At 42.6% G+C, this 14,772-nt stretch carries 14 protein-coding genes; all 14 read right to left on the reverse strand.

What is annotated here, in order from left to right; all coding sequences use genetic code 11:
• Positions 1–2 precede the first annotated feature (2 nt).
• The 14 genes from K360_RS0106355 to K360_RS0106420 all read right to left on the reverse strand — a co-directional run bounded on the left by K360_RS0106355 (position 3) and on the right by K360_RS0106420 (position 14,767).
• Entirely contained in the window at positions 3–326 is a 324-nt protein-coding gene (locus K360_RS0106355) for a hypothetical protein (RefSeq protein ID WP_024822336.1), read from the reverse strand.
• Positions 323–2,851: a ferrous iron transport protein B gene (gene feoB, locus K360_RS0106360; RefSeq protein WP_024822337.1), complete on the reverse strand. Its 2,529-nt coding sequence runs from the start codon at positions 2,849–2,851 to the stop codon at positions 323–325. Before feoB ends, K360_RS0106355 begins: the two co-directional genes overlap by 4 nt.
• The gene (locus K360_RS0106365; RefSeq protein WP_245587086.1) at positions 2,848–3,075 is read right to left on the reverse strand and encodes a FeoA family protein; all 228 of its coding nucleotides are present in this window, start codon (positions 3,073–3,075) and stop codon (positions 2,848–2,850) included. Before K360_RS0106365 ends, feoB begins: the two co-directional genes overlap by 4 nt.
• A 161-nt stretch (positions 3,076–3,236) precedes the next feature.
• Complete coding sequence (gene tpiA, locus K360_RS11465) at positions 3,237–4,049, reverse strand: triose-phosphate isomerase (RefSeq protein WP_024822339.1); 813 nt, start codon at positions 4,047–4,049, stop codon at positions 3,237–3,239.
• 84 nt (positions 4,050–4,133) lie between these two features.
• Positions 4,134–5,324 carry a phosphoglycerate kinase gene (locus K360_RS11470; RefSeq protein WP_024822340.1) on the reverse strand — a complete coding sequence of 397 codons (1,191 nt, stop codon included), beginning with the start codon at positions 5,322–5,324 and terminating at the stop codon, positions 4,134–4,136.
• A gap of 2 nt (positions 5,325–5,326) precedes the next feature.
• Positions 5,327–6,346 carry a type I glyceraldehyde-3-phosphate dehydrogenase gene (gap, locus tag K360_RS0106380; RefSeq protein ID WP_024822341.1) on the reverse strand — a complete coding sequence of 340 codons (1,020 nt, stop codon included), beginning with the start codon at positions 6,344–6,346 and terminating at the stop codon, positions 5,327–5,329.
• Between the two features lie 80 nt (positions 6,347–6,426).
• Positions 6,427–7,314, reverse strand: coding sequence for a DNA-binding protein WhiA (whiA, locus tag K360_RS0106385; RefSeq protein ID WP_024822342.1), 888 nt, complete (start codon positions 7,312–7,314; stop codon positions 6,427–6,429).
• Between the two features lie 6 nt (positions 7,315–7,320).
• A complete protein-coding gene (locus K360_RS0106390) occupies positions 7,321–8,439 on the reverse strand; it encodes a gluconeogenesis factor YvcK family protein (protein ID WP_024822343.1) in 1,119 nt (372 codons plus the stop codon).
• Positions 8,439–9,335, reverse strand: a complete 897-nt coding sequence (gene rapZ / locus K360_RS0106395; protein WP_024822344.1) for an RNase adapter RapZ — start codon at positions 9,333–9,335, stop codon at positions 8,439–8,441. The genes K360_RS0106390 and rapZ overlap by 1 nt, the downstream gene beginning before the upstream one ends.
• 6 nt (positions 9,336–9,341) lie before the next feature.
• Positions 9,342–10,166 (reverse strand): MogA/MoaB family molybdenum cofactor biosynthesis protein, encoded by an 825-nt coding sequence (locus tag K360_RS11420; protein WP_211235520.1) that lies wholly within the window; start codon positions 10,164–10,166, stop codon positions 9,342–9,344.
• A complete protein-coding gene (gene moaC, locus K360_RS0106405; protein WP_024822346.1) occupies positions 10,163–10,654 on the reverse strand; it encodes a cyclic pyranopterin monophosphate synthase MoaC in 492 nt (163 codons plus the stop codon). The genes K360_RS11420 and moaC overlap by 4 nt, the downstream gene beginning before the upstream one ends.
• An 8-nt stretch (positions 10,655–10,662) precedes the next feature.
• Positions 10,663–11,643 (reverse strand): GTP 3',8-cyclase MoaA, encoded by a 981-nt coding sequence (gene moaA / locus K360_RS0106410; RefSeq protein ID WP_024822347.1) that lies wholly within the window; start codon positions 11,641–11,643, stop codon positions 10,663–10,665.
• On the reverse strand, positions 11,628–13,541 hold the full coding sequence (locus K360_RS0106415) for a substrate-binding domain-containing protein (protein ID WP_024822348.1): 1,914 nt from the start codon (positions 13,539–13,541) through the stop codon (positions 11,628–11,630). Before K360_RS0106415 ends, moaA begins: the two co-directional genes overlap by 16 nt.
• Positions 13,535–14,767, reverse strand: a complete 1,233-nt coding sequence (locus tag K360_RS0106420; protein ID WP_024822349.1) for a molybdopterin molybdotransferase MoeA — start codon at positions 14,765–14,767, stop codon at positions 13,535–13,537. Before K360_RS0106420 ends, K360_RS0106415 begins: the two co-directional genes overlap by 7 nt.
• Positions 14,768–14,772: the final 5 nt, after the last annotated feature.

A 14,772-nucleotide genomic window follows, 5' to 3' on the forward strand; every position in this document is an offset into this window, starting at 1 on the left:
CATTAATCTTTTATATCTTCGCCTTTTATTTGAACTACATGTCCTGGACCTGCATCGAATACCACTATAAAAGGAACATCAGGTTTTTCGAAATTAAACTCACTTAGTTCGTCCATTTTCCCTTTTACAAGTACGTTGCCACCTTCATCTTTTACTGTCATAGACACACCCGAAGCAGAGGATCCATCAGAAAAGCCACCTTCGCAGGTAACGGTTCCATCGTCGTTCAGGTAGCAATAACACATAGGAGTATGAGCAAAAGCTGCGCTGACAATTACACAAGAGAACAAAACTGCAAACAAACCAGCAAATATATTCCGCCTCATATGTGATTCACCTCCTTCCCATCAAAAGAGTCCCCTTCAAAAAAATCTTCCTCTTCATGAAAAACAGGCCCTTTTACTTTTCCTAAGAGAAAAGCTACTAGTAAAGCAATCCCATAAAAAGCACCCATGGCCTGTTTTCCCGACATTCCTAACAAAGAGCCGCCAGTATAGATAATAGTTGCCAAAACAATACCCAGAGCTATGGGATATCCCAAGGCTATAAAAACCCAACGCCAACCACCAGCTTCCATTTTGACCATAAGAAGGGCTGCAATACATGGAGGATACATTGCCATAAAAACCATCAATGCCAAGGCGTGAAGAGGGGAAAAACCCTGCTCCTGTTCTTTCATTCTCTGCTCTAAGGTCTGCCCCTCTTCCCGAGGTTGATACAACACTCCAAGGGTCGCCACACTACTCTCTTTGGCAGCTAGGGAGCTCAAAAGAGCCACGTTAACCTTCCAATTAAAACCTGCAAAACAGGTTATAGGCTCTAAAGCTTTCCCTGCCATTCCCAAAAAGCTCCCATGAAGTTGTTCGTCTCTCATTTCCATAAAAAGCATGGCCCTGTCTCTCTTCATCTGTTTAAAAGCCTTACTTAACGTTCGCCCATCCTTGCCCTTGGCATTTAAAAAGGGATAAATAGTGGGATACCGCTCTGAAAAACGTTTCTCAAACCTGTCTCTTCTCTCATCAGAGGAACTGACTAACGCTCTCTTTTCATTCTTATAGCGCTCTTCTATAGAAAGATAATGCGCTAAAGCGGTGTCAGAGCTAAGTTGCTCATAGAAAGATGTCCTCTGGATTCCATTTAAAAAAGTGTTCTTTATATCTTCTGATCTCCTCGTATAGTCATCCATCCTCGTTGCGCTAATAGAGGGGTAATTCGTAAGAAAATAGACTGCAATAGCAACAAGCATTATAATAGTGAGAACTTTCTTTACAAAGAGCCATGTCCTTTCTACAGATCTCACCACAACCCCCCGAATGGTGGGAATATGGTATGGTGGCATCTCCAAGACAAATGGAGAACTTGGCCTATTTTTAAGTAACGTTAGAGTTAAAATTTTTGCCACAGAAAGAGCTATGATAATCGTAATGGTCGAGATAAAGAACATGGCCGTAGCTTTTTCTTTTGCAAAATAAATACTTATGAGTAACGTATAAAGAGGAACTTTTGCCAAACAGTTCATAAGGGGCACTATAAGGATTGTGGCTAATCTTGCTTTCTCATCTGCGATAACACGAGTTGCCATTACACCCGGCACAGCACATCCACCAACAAAAACTCCACCCAGAATGAGAGGTAGCGTAGATTGGCCATGAAGCCCAAAACGCCTAAAAAGCTTGTCTAAAATAAAAGCCATTCTTGGCATATACCCTACATCTTCAAGAACTGCGATTAAAGCAAAAAGAATTAAAAATATAGGGATATAAATAAGAACTGAATTAATGCTTGTAACAACACTTAAAACAAGAGAACGCAACAATGGTTCATGAATAAAGCTACCTATAGGTAAATATGATTCCACCGTATTTCTGAATTTTTCAAGAAGAGGGACCATGTAGTTAGTAAGTTCGTATCCTCTTACTATAGATAGCTCGTATAAGAAATAAATAACACCTGCAAGAATAAGAGGCCCCCAGATCCTATGACAAACAAGGGCATCGATTTTATCTGTTAAAGTTACAGAGACCTCTTTTACCTTTACAACGCAGCTTTTCTCTATTTTCTCCGCTTCTATGTGACGCCTAAAGGCAATAAAGCCGCGAGGCGAATCATTGTGGTCTTTTTCGAATTCAATAGCAGCATTTTTAACAAAAGAAAGTATCTCTTTTGCACCAGAACATTCTTTTGTTACGATACGATTAGCTATTTCATCTTCTTCAAAAAGCTTGATCGCTACCCAACGGGAAGGAAGTTCCTTTCCTACCATAGACTTCTCTATCATTAAGGAAACATTAGAAATATAGGGTTCAAGAACCCCATAATCTACCTTAAAGAGTTCTTTCTTCCTATCGCTGTTATGTAAGCTCTCGACAAGTCCATTCTTTAAATCGTTCTTTCCCTTTCCTTTATTACCTACTGTAGAAACAACTGGAAGCCCGAGAGCATGAGACAGAGCCTTAGCATCTATGCGTAGTCCTCTCTTGTCTGCTACATCTAGCATATTGAGGACTATAAAAAGAGGAGCCCCTATTTCCAATAACTGGAACGTCAAATAAAGATGACGTTTCAAGTTTGATGCATCCACCACATCTACCACAAGAGACGGATTTTGTTCTAAAATAAAGTCTCTTGCGATCCTTTCTTCCTCTGAATATGATGAAAGGCTGTACGTTCCAGGCAAGTCTGTAAGAGTTATTTTTTCATCTTTCCACATAAAGGTACTTGTTTTAATTGAAACTGTTGCTCCAGGATAATTAGCCACAAACTGGCGGCCACCCGTAAGCATATTAAAAATAGTTGACTTTCCACAATTAGGCTGGCCTGTTAAAGCTATACGATGGATTTCCGATCTCATAGCTTCTCAACCTCTACAAAACTAGCTTCTTCATGGCGAATGCTCACATGATGCCTTTCTAACTGAACATCCACTGGGTCCACAAAGGGAGCATTGCGAATCACGTGAACTTCAACTCCAGGGAAAAATCCTAGATCCATGAGCCGCTGCCCAACAACACCTCGAGCCCTGTTTTTTTTAATGACGCACTTCTCTCCCGGCTTTATTGCATCAAGCGTAATCATGACACCAATCCTTCTTGAAAGTTTTATTTATCAAACAAGAAGATTATACGACTGAATGTTTGATGTGTCAAACTAAAGGAGGGGCGTAAAAAAAGCCGTGGCAATAATTCGCCATGGCTTTTAATTGCATCAACATTTGCAAAATATAAGGTTACTTGGTTCTAACCCCTATGTAAAGCTGCATGAACTATTTCAAGCATAGATTCTACAGAAAGGGAGGCTCCACCAATAAGAGCTCCATCTATATCTGGCTGCTCAAGTAGACCTGCGACATTCGAAGCCTTTACGCTTCCCCCATAAAGAATCGGTATAGAATTCCACGTTTTATCTTTACCCTCATCTCGAACCACTTTAGAGATAACACTCCGGGCAAAACAACATGCTTCTTGAGCATTTTCGGGACTTGCTGTACGGCCTGTCCCTATAGCCCATACTGGTTCATAAGCCCATATGATATTTCGTATATTCTCCTTATCCAATCCTTTTATTGCCGCATTAATTTGATTTTCAAGGACCTGAAAAGTTAAGTCTGACTCTCGCTCTGAAAAAGTCTCCCCAATACAAAGGACTGGCCGAAGTCTCCTCTGTAAAGAGGCTTTAAGTTTTTTATTAATTAATTCGTTGGATTCATTAAAAATATGACGACGTTCGCTATGCCCTAAAAGAACCCGCGTACAGCCAAGTTCTTGAACCATAGGGAAAGAAATTTCTCCTGTAAAGGCTCCTTTTTCCTCATAATGCCCATTCTGAGCTCCGATAAACAATCCTGTTTTTCCCATATACCCTAAAATACGGGCACCCATAAAAAGAGATGTAAAGGGTGGGAAGATACAAATTTCCAAGAAATTACGACTTAAAAAATCACAAATTACTACATCTTCACAAACATGTTCACACAGGTCTTTAAAGAAGGTCTCGGTTTCTTTAATGCCATTATGCATCTTCCAGTTTCCATAAAGAAATATTTTTTTCACAGAAGGCCCCTCCTCTCAAAAAGAGACGGGGAGCAGTCGCTTCCCGTCTCCTGTGTTTCTATAGCAATAAAAAATTTTCCTAATCTATTTTTTAAGTAAGGGTTCAATACCAGGAAGAATTTTCCCTTCACAAAATTCTAGGCTTGCTCCTCCTCCAGTAGAAACATGAGAAACTTTATCACCAAAACCAAGTTTCTTTACCGCAGAAGCCGTATCTCCTCCTCCTACGACCGTAAGACCTCCTTTTTTGGTGCACTCCTCCACTGCCTGAGCTACTTTACGGGTTCCTTCTGCAAAAATAGGATTTTCAAAGACACCCATAGGGCCATTCCAAAGTATCGTTTTGGCCCCTCTAATAACGTCTGCAAAAATATCTGCTGTCTTAGCCCCAATATCCAAGCCCATCGTACCATTAGGAATAGCATCAGCAGAAACTTCACGTCTAGGTTCGGAACTTTCTAGAGAAGTTGCCACAGCTACGTCAATAGGCAAAAGGATTTCTACCCCAAGCTTTTGAGCCTTATCAAGCATCTGGCAAGCAAAATCTGCTTTTTCTTCTTCGTAAAGAGAGTTGCCTATAGCATTCCCCTTCACGCTTAAAAATGTGAAAGCCATGCCGCCGCCAATAAGAATAGTTGACGTCTTCTCAAGAAGATGATCGATAACTCCTATTTTGTCTGAAACTTTAGCTCCTCCAAGAACCAAGACAAAAGGAGATTCTGGACTCTCATTGACGGCACTTAACATCTCTATTTCCTTCGTCAATAACTTTCCGGAAAAAGAAGGCAGGAACTCCATGACTCCCCGTGTAGAGCTATGAGCTCTGTGAGCTGCACTGAAAGCATCCATCACAAAGACCTGAAAAGGCTTTGCCATTCTTTCAGAAAACTCCTGTTCGTTTTCTTCCTCTTGAGGATAAAAACGAACATTTTCGAGCAACAATACTGCTTCTTTTGGGGCTTTTTGCAAAGCTTCCTCTACTTTCGGTCCTACCGAGTCTTCTACAAAGAGCACTGGGCACCCTAATGCTTTTTCCACTTCTGGGACTATATGCCGCAAAGAAAGAGAATCGACTATTTTCCCTTTCGGACGCCCTAAATGGGAGATAAGAGAGACCTGCGCTCCCCACTTTCGTAACAAATTGATAGTCTCTACATGAGCTTGAATACGCGTCTGATCTGTAATGACTCCATCCTTTAAAGGAACATTGAAGTCTACGCGAACCAATACTCGGCGATTTTCCACCGCCTTTCTGGAGAATTCTCGTAACTTCATTTTTATAGACCTTTCTTAATAATATAGTTCACTAGATCTATGCAACGGCAGGTATAACCCCACTCGTTATCGTACCATGCCAAAATCTTTACCATGTTCCCTATGGCCATCGTGTGAAGAGCAGCAAAGATAGAAGAATGCTCGTCACCTATAAAATCTGAGGAGACAAGATCTTCCTCTTCATATACGACGTAATGTTTCATGTCGCTTTGTGCTCGTTTTCTCACTGCCTCGTTAAGTTCCTCTGCTGTAACTTCTTTTCTTAGCTCTGCCACTAAATCCACCACTGAAACATCTGGCGTTGGAACACGTAAAGCAATACCATTCATTTTCCCTTTCAGTTCTGGGATAACAAGGCCAATAGCTTTAGCAGCTCCTGTGGATGTGGGAACCATAGAAAGAGCTGCGGCACGCCCTCGATGAAGTTTTTTATGAGAAGAATCCATGAGTTTCTGGTCGTTTGTGTAGGAATGGGTTGTCGTCATTAGTCCACGTTCAATGCCAAAGGCTTCGTTGATAATTCTCACTATTGGAGCCAAACAGTTCGTAGTGCAAGATGCGTTGGAAATAACATGGTCAGCAGATGGATTATAGAGATCTTCATTTACACCCATAACAAAAGTAGGGATTCCGCCGCCGCTTCCTGGAGCTGTAATAACCACTTTCTTAGCTCCAGCCTTCAAATGGCTCTGTGCGTCTTCCAGTGTTTTGTACACGCCAGAAGATTCTATAACGATATCAACTCCCAGATCTTTCCAGTTAAAATCCTCAGGGTTTTTAATGGCAAGAACTTTTATTTTTTGACCGTTGACTACAAGATTGTCGCCATCCACAGATACATCCCCAGGAAATCTTCTATGAATGGAATCATATTTAAACATATATGCGCGCTGCTCAGGAGTTGTACGACTGTTAGTAGCTACTATTTCAAAAAGCCCTTCTTTGTCATATTGATACATGGCTCGGAGAGCAAGTCGCCCAATTCGTCCAAATCCGTTAATTGCAACTCTAATTTTCCCCATAATCCTGCACCCTTTCTATGTCATACTTTGTTTGGAACTCTAATCTCTACAACTATTATATACCGTTAACTTTCAAAGATTCACTGAAGCTGTTCAGCCATTTCTCGTAACTTTTGCCATCGATATTTTACAGTACTTTTGCTCACTGGTTTCGATAGCATCTGCCCCAGCTCCGTTAATGTGGCACTCGGATACCTCATGCGAACCTCTATGAGTTCCTGCAAAGATTCCGGAAGAGCATGTAATCCTTTTTCGTTCTGAAAAACCTTAGCAATTTCCAGTTGCCATTCTGCAGCTTCCAAAGTCTTGCGAATATTAGACGCGTCACAGTTGACTAGGCGATTAGCTCGATCTCGCATAGAACGAACAATAGCCTTCTCTTCAAGTTTCAACGCTGTATCAAAAAGCTTAAAATACGTTAACAAAGTTACAATCTTTTGCTGATCACGAAGGAGTATTTCATATCGACCATCTACAATACGTTTACCTACTTGAAAGTGGCCGCTTCGAAACATCGTCAAAACCATTTCTGTTAATTTATAAAATTTGAAACGAAAAGCGAGATAATACCCGCTTTTAGGTAGATATAAAGAACCGCAGTTCCCCCATACGCCTCTTAGCCAAGCCCAGTCTCCTTTTTTTTTCGATTCTTCCCCCCAAACTAACACTTCTCGAAGAATGTTTCCTGGCATTTGCAATGTCACATTTCCTCTAAAATTCGCAGGGACATTGAGCATAATAGGAAGCTCTAACGTCTCTCCCCAACGAGAATCCTTCCAAAGACGATGCAAACGTCGGAAAACCCAGAGCCGTCTTCCTGATAATTTGCCATATTTATGTGAAGGTAACTCAGGAAACGAGGACATAAGCCCCCACAGAATCCCAGCAATCTCAGAATCCGCATCGCTGCGAGTTGATAATGGAGAAAAAACCCATTCATCCCACATAAGCTCGCTTACAGTCTTCATCGTCATTTACACTTCTTTCAAATCCCTGCATATTCTCATTAAGGTTTCAGAAAGAGCCTGTCCATTATGGCGAATCACAGACTTCTCATAAACTTTCACATAATTACCTCGTATAATTTGACATCCCTTTGTTAAAAGCTTTCTCTCTTGCTCCGTATCTAAATATAAAGGCAAAGCCCCTTGATTTCTGTAAGCTTCCAGGCACGCTAGTGGTATATCCTCCTCATTGACAATAACAAAATCAGGGGCAACACCTGCCACTCGCTCTATCCACTCCACATGCTGAAGAATGTCCATTCCATCAGTTTCACCAGGTTGAGTCATAAGATTAGCTACGTATACGCGAGGCCCTTGAGAATATCTTATTTTTTCAGCAACTTTGGGAAGAAGTAAGTTGGGCAATACGCTGGTAAAAAGGCTCCCCGGACCAAGCACAATAAGGTCTCCTTCCTCTATAGCACAAATAACCTCAGGTAAGGGTTTTGCATCGGATGGCTCTAACCAAATACGACTCATCTGCTGGGCAGCAGTCGTGATTTCAAGTTCTCCTTTAAGAACTTCGCCAGAATCTGTCTCTGCCATAAGGGCCACTGCTTCTGTAGTAACAGGCAAGACTTTTCCCCGAATAGCAAGGAGATGATTGATCTCCTCCACTGCCAAACGGAAATCACCGCTTAATTCTGTAACCGCAAGCAATATAAGATTGCCCAAACTATGCCCTGATAAATCTCCACGATCGAATCGGAAGTCTAGAATATTTCGGAGAGCGTTATCGTTCTCTGCAAGAGCAACGATACAATTTCGAACATCACCAGGAGGGAGCACTCCCCATTCTTGGCGCAAACGGCCAGAGCTTCCTCCTTCGTCTGTTACAGTTACGACGGCTGTAATGTTTCTAGTAAAGGACTTCAATCCCTTTAGAAGAGTAGAAAGTCCTGTTCCTCCGCCAACAGCTACTATATGAGGTCCCATAGAGAGACGATATTCAACAGCCTTAGCCATAACATCGCGATCTTCCTTGAAAAGAAAGCGCAGAAAAGGCCAACGTCGACTTTTAAAGGAAATAGCCATTATCGTCAAAAAGGCTGTCGCCAATCCTAGTACGTACGCTACACGCCAATCCATTACAGTAACACCTGATCTCGTTCAATATCTCTGTGCCTAATAGTACAAGACACGTTTCTCTCCTTAAAGTGAGCAGAAAGCCACTCTACGACAGCGACAGAACGATGTTGTCCTCCCGTACAACCAACAGCTATGTGGAATGGTGATTTCCCTGAAGTTAAATAAACCGGTATAAGGAAATCAAAGAAAGAATAACAATGTTCGAGAAACTTTTTCGTATCATCAAAAGACGCGATATACTGTTGAACTTCCTCATTTCGTCCAGTAAGTTGGCGAAGATGTGGAACATAATGCGGGTTAGGAAGGAACCGAACATCTAACAAAAAGTCGCTATCCTGAGGAATTCCATACTTAAAACCAAAAGATGACAGCACTACGGAAAAAGCGGCTATTGTACGAATAAATTCTGTTGTAAGTCGCTCTTTTAACTCTTTAAGAGTCATGTTAGATGTGTCAATTACTACATCAGCGTAAGCTCGTACAGGGGAAAGGAGCTCTCTTTCGCGCTGTATACCTTCCAATACTGGGATATGATCCCCTAAGGGATGTCTCCGTCTCGTTGTCTCAAAACGTCGGATAAGGCTTTCATCTGACGCATCAAGAAAGAGAACTTGCACCTGGTAATGAGACTCTTTTAACATATCCACTACGGAGAAAAGATCATTCAAAAGCCGTTCCCCTCGAATATCCACTACTGTAGCAAGTCCTTCCTGTACAGCTGCTCTATGATTTACGAGAAGCCCCAGCAGTTGAGGCAAAAGAGCTGGAGGAATATTGTCTACAGCAAATAGCCCCTGATCTTCCAAAATATTTAAGGCTGTAGATTTACCCGCCCCCGACATTCCAGTAATAATAAGACATCTATGAACACCGGTAACATTAGCAGCGATCGTCATCCCCTCCTAGTTAGAATGTCCACATTCCTTTTCCCAACCGCGAAGGATCTCGACACCATGTCGGAGAACAGTTGCAACAGCTTCGAGACATTGCTCTGCCCCTCTTGGGCTTCCAGGTACAGCAATAATAAGACTGCGATTTCGTGTTACAGCCAAGCCTCGGGATAGAATGGAGCGTTGGGTGTAATAAACAGTCCTACTTCGCATAAATTCCCCTATTCCAGGCACCATTTTATGAGCTATCCCCATCAAGGCCTCAGGAGTCACATCCCTTTCAGAGATACCTGTACCTCCCGTAACCAAAATAAGATGGATGTCTTTTATATCTACCCAATCAAGGAGTTGTTGCTCTATCTTTTCCCTGTCATCTGGCAAAATCACCTTTTCTTCCACTATAGCTCCTATAGATTTTACCGATTCGGCTAAAGTTGGGCCTGTCATATCTTCTCTAAGTCCTGAACTAGCTTTATCACTTACGGTTAACACGCCAACGCGGATGGGATTCCATGTCTCCATAGATTGAGATACGGATACGAATCCTCCTCGTTGCACCGATAATTGCCATATTCCCTCAGAATACATATCCTCTACTCTCAATAAGATTTCGCTTTCCGAAAAGGCTAGAAAAACTCCTGGAGAAAGTTCCTGAAATCCTGTCGTTCGCAGTACAAAAGCCCGTTCTGTTACCCCTTGTACAGCTACTCCTGGTTCTGCAAGAAAAAGGTCTGATTCACTTCCATTCACTGAAGAAGCACCATCAGCTCGAATACTTATATAGCAAATTGCATATTCTCGACTATCTTCTGTATTGTAAATTCCAATGAGTCTCATAAAACTTCCCCCTCTGAAACTCGATACTCCCCACTTTTTCCACCAACTTTGTGAAGAAGCCTAACATTTTGAATAACCATCCCTTTGTCAATACCTTTACACATATCATAAACAGTTAAGGCCGCTATCATTACTCCTGTCAAGGCTTCCATTTCTACGCCTGTAACTTCTCGTGTTGAGACTTTGCAGTTTATCGCGACTGCACTTTCTTTATATAATAATTCGCAAGAAACGTTAACACTTTCAATACGAATATTATGACATAGAGGAACGAGTTCAGACGTTTTTTTTACTGCCATAATTCCAGCTACTTCCGCAACTTTAAATACATCCCCCTTGCCCGTCCCTCCTCCTGCCAAAACATCTCTGATTGTATCAGGCAACAGAACACGGCCTTCAGCAATTGCCTCGCGAGAAGTAGCTTCTTTATGGCTTACGTCTACCATTCGTGGCCGGCCCTTTTTATCAAGGTGAGAAAAGTAATCCATTAGCGCCCTTACCCCCCTATTTGTGACATGTGTTCATGCCCTGATTGCACATCTAACCATTGTTTGGGCTTTTTTGACACTGCCAGCATAAAGCTTTCTACCACCATCTTTTCATCTCTCAAACGCAAAGCTTGACGTATATCTATGCCATCTTGACAGAAAAGGCACGAAAGGATTTTCCCCACAGCTGTAACACGCAGTCTGTTACACGTAGCACAAAAATGATGAGAAACAGCGGCGATAATACCAAGTCGTTGGCCTGTCCCTTTGTGGGTAAAATATACGGCTGGCCCTGAGCAAGGCGAAACGACACCTTTTTCTTTTTCCCAAAACGCTGCATCTGGCAAAGATGCCATAATATGGTCAGCCGATATAAAACAATCTTTACTCCACACCCCACTATCCAGAGGCATAAATTCAATAAGACGTAATAATACTCCTTCGTTCCGCGCAAAAGTTAACAACGAAGGTATTTCTTCATCATTAAACCCTTTTATAAGAACCGTATTAATCTTTATCTCTGTCTCTGTTTGTCCCTTTACAGAATGTATCCCCGCTAAAACATCTTCAAGATTACCCGTACTTGTTATATATCGGAACTTCTCAGGGCTCAGAGTATCAAGGCTTACATTAATACTTTTTAGCTTTAATGGCAAAATTTGAGGGGCGGCGGAGGTAAGCAGTGATCCATTTGTTGTTAGAGAAAGTTCCATAGACGAGAATTGATGCCTCACTTGAGCAAGGAAAGGCAGAAACCCCCTCCGTACTAAAGGTTCGCCCCCTGTAAAGCGTAGTTTTTTTGCTCCCATTTTTTCTAGCACATAACATAAAAAGAGAATATCTTCGTAGCTAAGAATAAGATCATGTTCAATCCAGGGAACCCCTTTTTCAGGCATACAGTAACGACACCGGAAATTACACCTGTCTGTTATAGATATGCGAATATAGTTTAATATCCGCCCCATAGGGTCCCTCAGAATTCTTTCCATCTATATCCTCCCAGCTGACCCACTTGAGATCTCCAGTCTGGAGTATGTATCGCTTCTTGAAGGGCTTTGAAGCATGGATGAGCCTCATATTCTTCAGGGTAAACAAGCTCATACGGCTCTTCTGCCAGTGGAATGAAGTCCAAATCCAACGCATCTGCAGCAGCCTTTATGCCAAGAGCAGCATCTGCAACTCCGGCAGCTATACGATTTGCCGCATCAAAGTGAGTAATAGACTGTATAGAGTAGCCATTAATGTCTTGAGGAAAAATTTTTTTCTGTTTCAACAGAACATCTAGAAGGACTCTCGTGCCCGCCCCTGGCTGGCGATTTACAAAACGAACTTTCTTTATCGCTAAATCCTCTATAGAGTAAATATCAAGCGGATTGCCTTTAGCTATAAGAATCCCTTGCTCTCGATAAAAAAGAAGTTGTCGCACCCACTTTTTCCCTTGAGAAAGACGTTCAATATAGCTATCGTTATACTGCCCTGTTTCGGGATCGAGAAGATGGCAGGCTGCTAAATGACATTCTTCTCTTGCAAGAGCTGCTAGCCCCCCAAGGCTTCCTACAAAACGAAAAACAAGTTCTCCTCCTCTTTGCCGTACATAAGATCCTATCCGTTCAAAAGCAGGGTCGTTAGATCCCTGAAACAAAAGACGCTTTCCCCATTTCACTTCTCGAGTAAGCCAAACTGTTATTTCACTGCCTACGGGACATTCGGCAGCAGAACGAGATAATAAAGCAAAACCATCCGCTTCAGACATGGCCCACATCGTACTGGATCCAGAAGAAAGAGGGAAAACTTTTTTCTTCCCTTTAAGCTCTATAGCTTTCAATCGAAGCCACTCATTTCGCCCCGGAGTGGACGAAACTGGGAGAAGAAGCTCCATACGTTCCTCTTTCAATGCACATAGAGCTTTTTTTAATACCTGAGACTCATCAAAATCTCCTGTTTCAAGAAGGGAAAGGAGCGGATAAACCAAGGACCACAAAGTCACAGCTGCAGACATGGGGAACCCAGGTAGATTAACAACAGGAATATCATGAACTAAAGCTGCTGAAGCAGGACGTCCCGGTTTCATGAGAAGCCAATGGAAAAGGATTTTCCCCTCTTCAGACAAAATATGGACTGTATGATCTTTTTCTCCCTTTGCTGATCCAGCGCCAATAAGTACAAGATCATACTCTTTCACTCCTCGAAGGAGACTGTCGCGTATCACTTTTTCGTCATCGGGAAGTGGAGGCAACACGTCTAATGGGAATCCCCATTGCGAAAAATACCCTCGAAGCAACGTGGAATTACTTTCCACTACACGGCCAGGGGAAGGACCTTCATTAAACCAAGTCTTAGCACTTATAATTTCATCTCCAGTAGGTATAAATAGCGTTTTAGGGCGTCTTTTCACGCAAACTTTCGCATGCCCTGCAGCCAGAAAAAGAGCTGTCCCAGCTGGCGATATGACATCTCCATCCCTAGCCACTATTTGCCCCTTTGTTACATCCTCTCCTACAGGGCGAATGTTATCTCCGGCAGATAACACTCGATAAACAGCAAGCTTCCCGTTTTCAAGTTTAGAGGAGTCCTCTACCATAAGGACAGCGTCGTATAGAAACGAAACAGGCATGCCTGTATTTACCCATTGATACTCTTTTACATCAAGATAAACAGGCGTGGCTAAAGAAGCTCCTGAAGTTCTTTGAGAGGAGAGCGCAAATCCGTCGACTGCAGAAGCACTAAAGTGAGGAACATTACGATTGGAATAGACATCTTGTGCCAAAAGATAACCAACAGCCTCTTCTATCGGCAACAAAGACGTTTCTTTTAGAGAACCACACGTAGCTCTTAATACGTGCCACGCCTCTTCTAAAGAAACATGTTCTTTCCAGTTCTTCACCATGGCATGAAATCCACCCTTTCGCCTTGTCGAACTGTTTCGGTATTTTCGTCAAGTCTTATGAGGCCGTCAGCCTCTTTGAGAATTCCTATATAACCTGACTTTGCAGGCAAAGGAAGTACTCCCCCTTTATAGATTTTTGCCGGGTAAAATTCCTCTATCCCTGTTCTACCTACTAGATCCGTGTGTACTGCTACGGGGAAGAAACTCTGAGAGTTTGTTGATGTATACCCTAAAAGTCTTCTCAACAAAGGCAAAAGTACCATTCTAGCTGCGACCATACAAGCTAACGGATGTCCCGGGAGGCCTAAAACGAGTTTTTTACGATCTGATATTCCCGCGATAAGAACAGGTTTCCCGGGTGACATTCTCAATCCTCGGACAATAAGTCCTGGTTGAGGGAGTGTTTGAAAAAGCTCTGAGCAGTAATCTCGCACACTTACTGATGAGCCGCCACTAACAAGAACCACATCAAAGTCCTCAAAGGCTTCGTAAAGGGCTGAGCGCAGTGAATCTTTTTGATCCGAAACTATCCCTAGCCGTTGCGCCATATATCCCTTTGATAAAAGGAGCGTCTCTAAAGCCCAGCTATTAACATCACGTATACAACCAAGAGGCAATGGATCAATAGCGCTATCTACGATTTCGTCGCCTGTGCTAATAATGCCTATTTTCAGTACGGCGCAAGGAACAGTTGTAATTCCCATAGTAGCCAAAATACCGATAGTTCTACAAGAGATCTGGCTACCAAGAGGGAGTATCTTTTCCTTTTCCTTTACTTCCTCTCCTTGAAAGATAACATTCTCTCCCTTTTGAACAGCTTTTCGAACTTCTATCCAGGGGCCACTCTCCATGGTATCTTCAAGCATTATCACTCCATCGGAACCGCGGGGTAAAATCCCCCCTGTATGAATTGCTATTGCCTCTCCATCAAGGAGGGGCTTTTCTGGGAAAGTCCCCATAGGGATCTCCCCTCTAAAGCTTAAATATACAGGAGACGTAGGAGAAGCTCCTGTTACATCGGCACTTCGGAGAGCATAGCCGTCTCTTAAGCTTCTCGTATAAGGGGGATAGGGCATAGGTGCCTCTATCCCCTCTCCTAAAATACAAAGGCGCGCCTGCTCCAAAGGGCGCATTTCAGAAGGAACTTCCCAGGGGAAATGCAGCGCTTCTGAAGCTATAGATATTCCGCTATGACGATCTGTAAGATCCGTTACAAATCCCGACATAGCGT

Origin of the sequence: Aminobacterium mobile DSM 12262 (assembly GCF_000526395.1) — a bacterium.
GTDB classification, from domain to species: Bacteria; Synergistota; Synergistia; order Synergistales; family Aminobacteriaceae; genus Aminobacterium; species Aminobacterium mobile.

Excerpts from the sequence above, each read along its gene's own strand:
- K360_RS0106355 (WP_024822336.1), bottom strand. The coding sequence starts at position 326 with ATGAGGCGGAATATATTTGCTGGTTTGTTTGCAGTTTTGTTCTCTTGT.
- feoB (WP_024822337.1), bottom strand. The coding sequence starts at position 2,851 with ATGAGATCGGAAATCCATCGTATAGCTTTAACAGGCCAGCCTAATTGT.
- K360_RS0106365 (WP_245587086.1), bottom strand. The coding sequence starts at position 3,075 with ATGATTACGCTTGATGCAATAAAGCCGGGAGAGAAGTGCGTCATTAAA.
- K360_RS11470 (WP_024822340.1), bottom strand. The coding sequence starts at position 5,324 with ATGAAGTTACGAGAATTCTCCAGAAAGGCGGTGGAAAATCGCCGAGTA.
- gap (WP_024822341.1), bottom strand. The coding sequence starts at position 6,346 with ATGGGGAAAATTAGAGTTGCAATTAACGGATTTGGACGAATTGGGCGA.
- whiA (WP_024822342.1), bottom strand. The coding sequence starts at position 7,314 with ATGAAGACTGTAAGCGAGCTTATGTGGGATGAATGGGTTTTTTCTCCA.
- K360_RS0106390 (WP_024822343.1), bottom strand. The coding sequence starts at position 8,439 with ATGGATTGGCGTGTAGCGTACGTACTAGGATTGGCGACAGCCTTTTTG.
- rapZ (WP_024822344.1), bottom strand. The coding sequence starts at position 9,335 with ATGACGATCGCTGCTAATGTTACCGGTGTTCATAGATGTCTTATTATT.
- K360_RS11420 (WP_211235520.1), bottom strand. The coding sequence starts at position 10,166 with ATGAGACTCATTGGAATTTACAATACAGAAGATAGTCGAGAATATGCA.
- moaC (WP_024822346.1), bottom strand. The coding sequence starts at position 10,654 with ATGGATTACTTTTCTCACCTTGATAAAAAGGGCCGGCCACGAATGGTA.
- moaA (WP_024822347.1), bottom strand. The coding sequence starts at position 11,643 with ATGGAAAGAATTCTGAGGGACCCTATGGGGCGGATATTAAACTATATT.
- K360_RS0106415 (WP_024822348.1), bottom strand. The coding sequence starts at position 13,541 with ATGGTGAAGAACTGGAAAGAACATGTTTCTTTAGAAGAGGCGTGGCAC.
- K360_RS0106420 (WP_024822349.1), bottom strand. The coding sequence starts at position 14,767 with ATGTCGGGATTTGTAACGGATCTTACAGATCGTCATAGCGGAATATCT.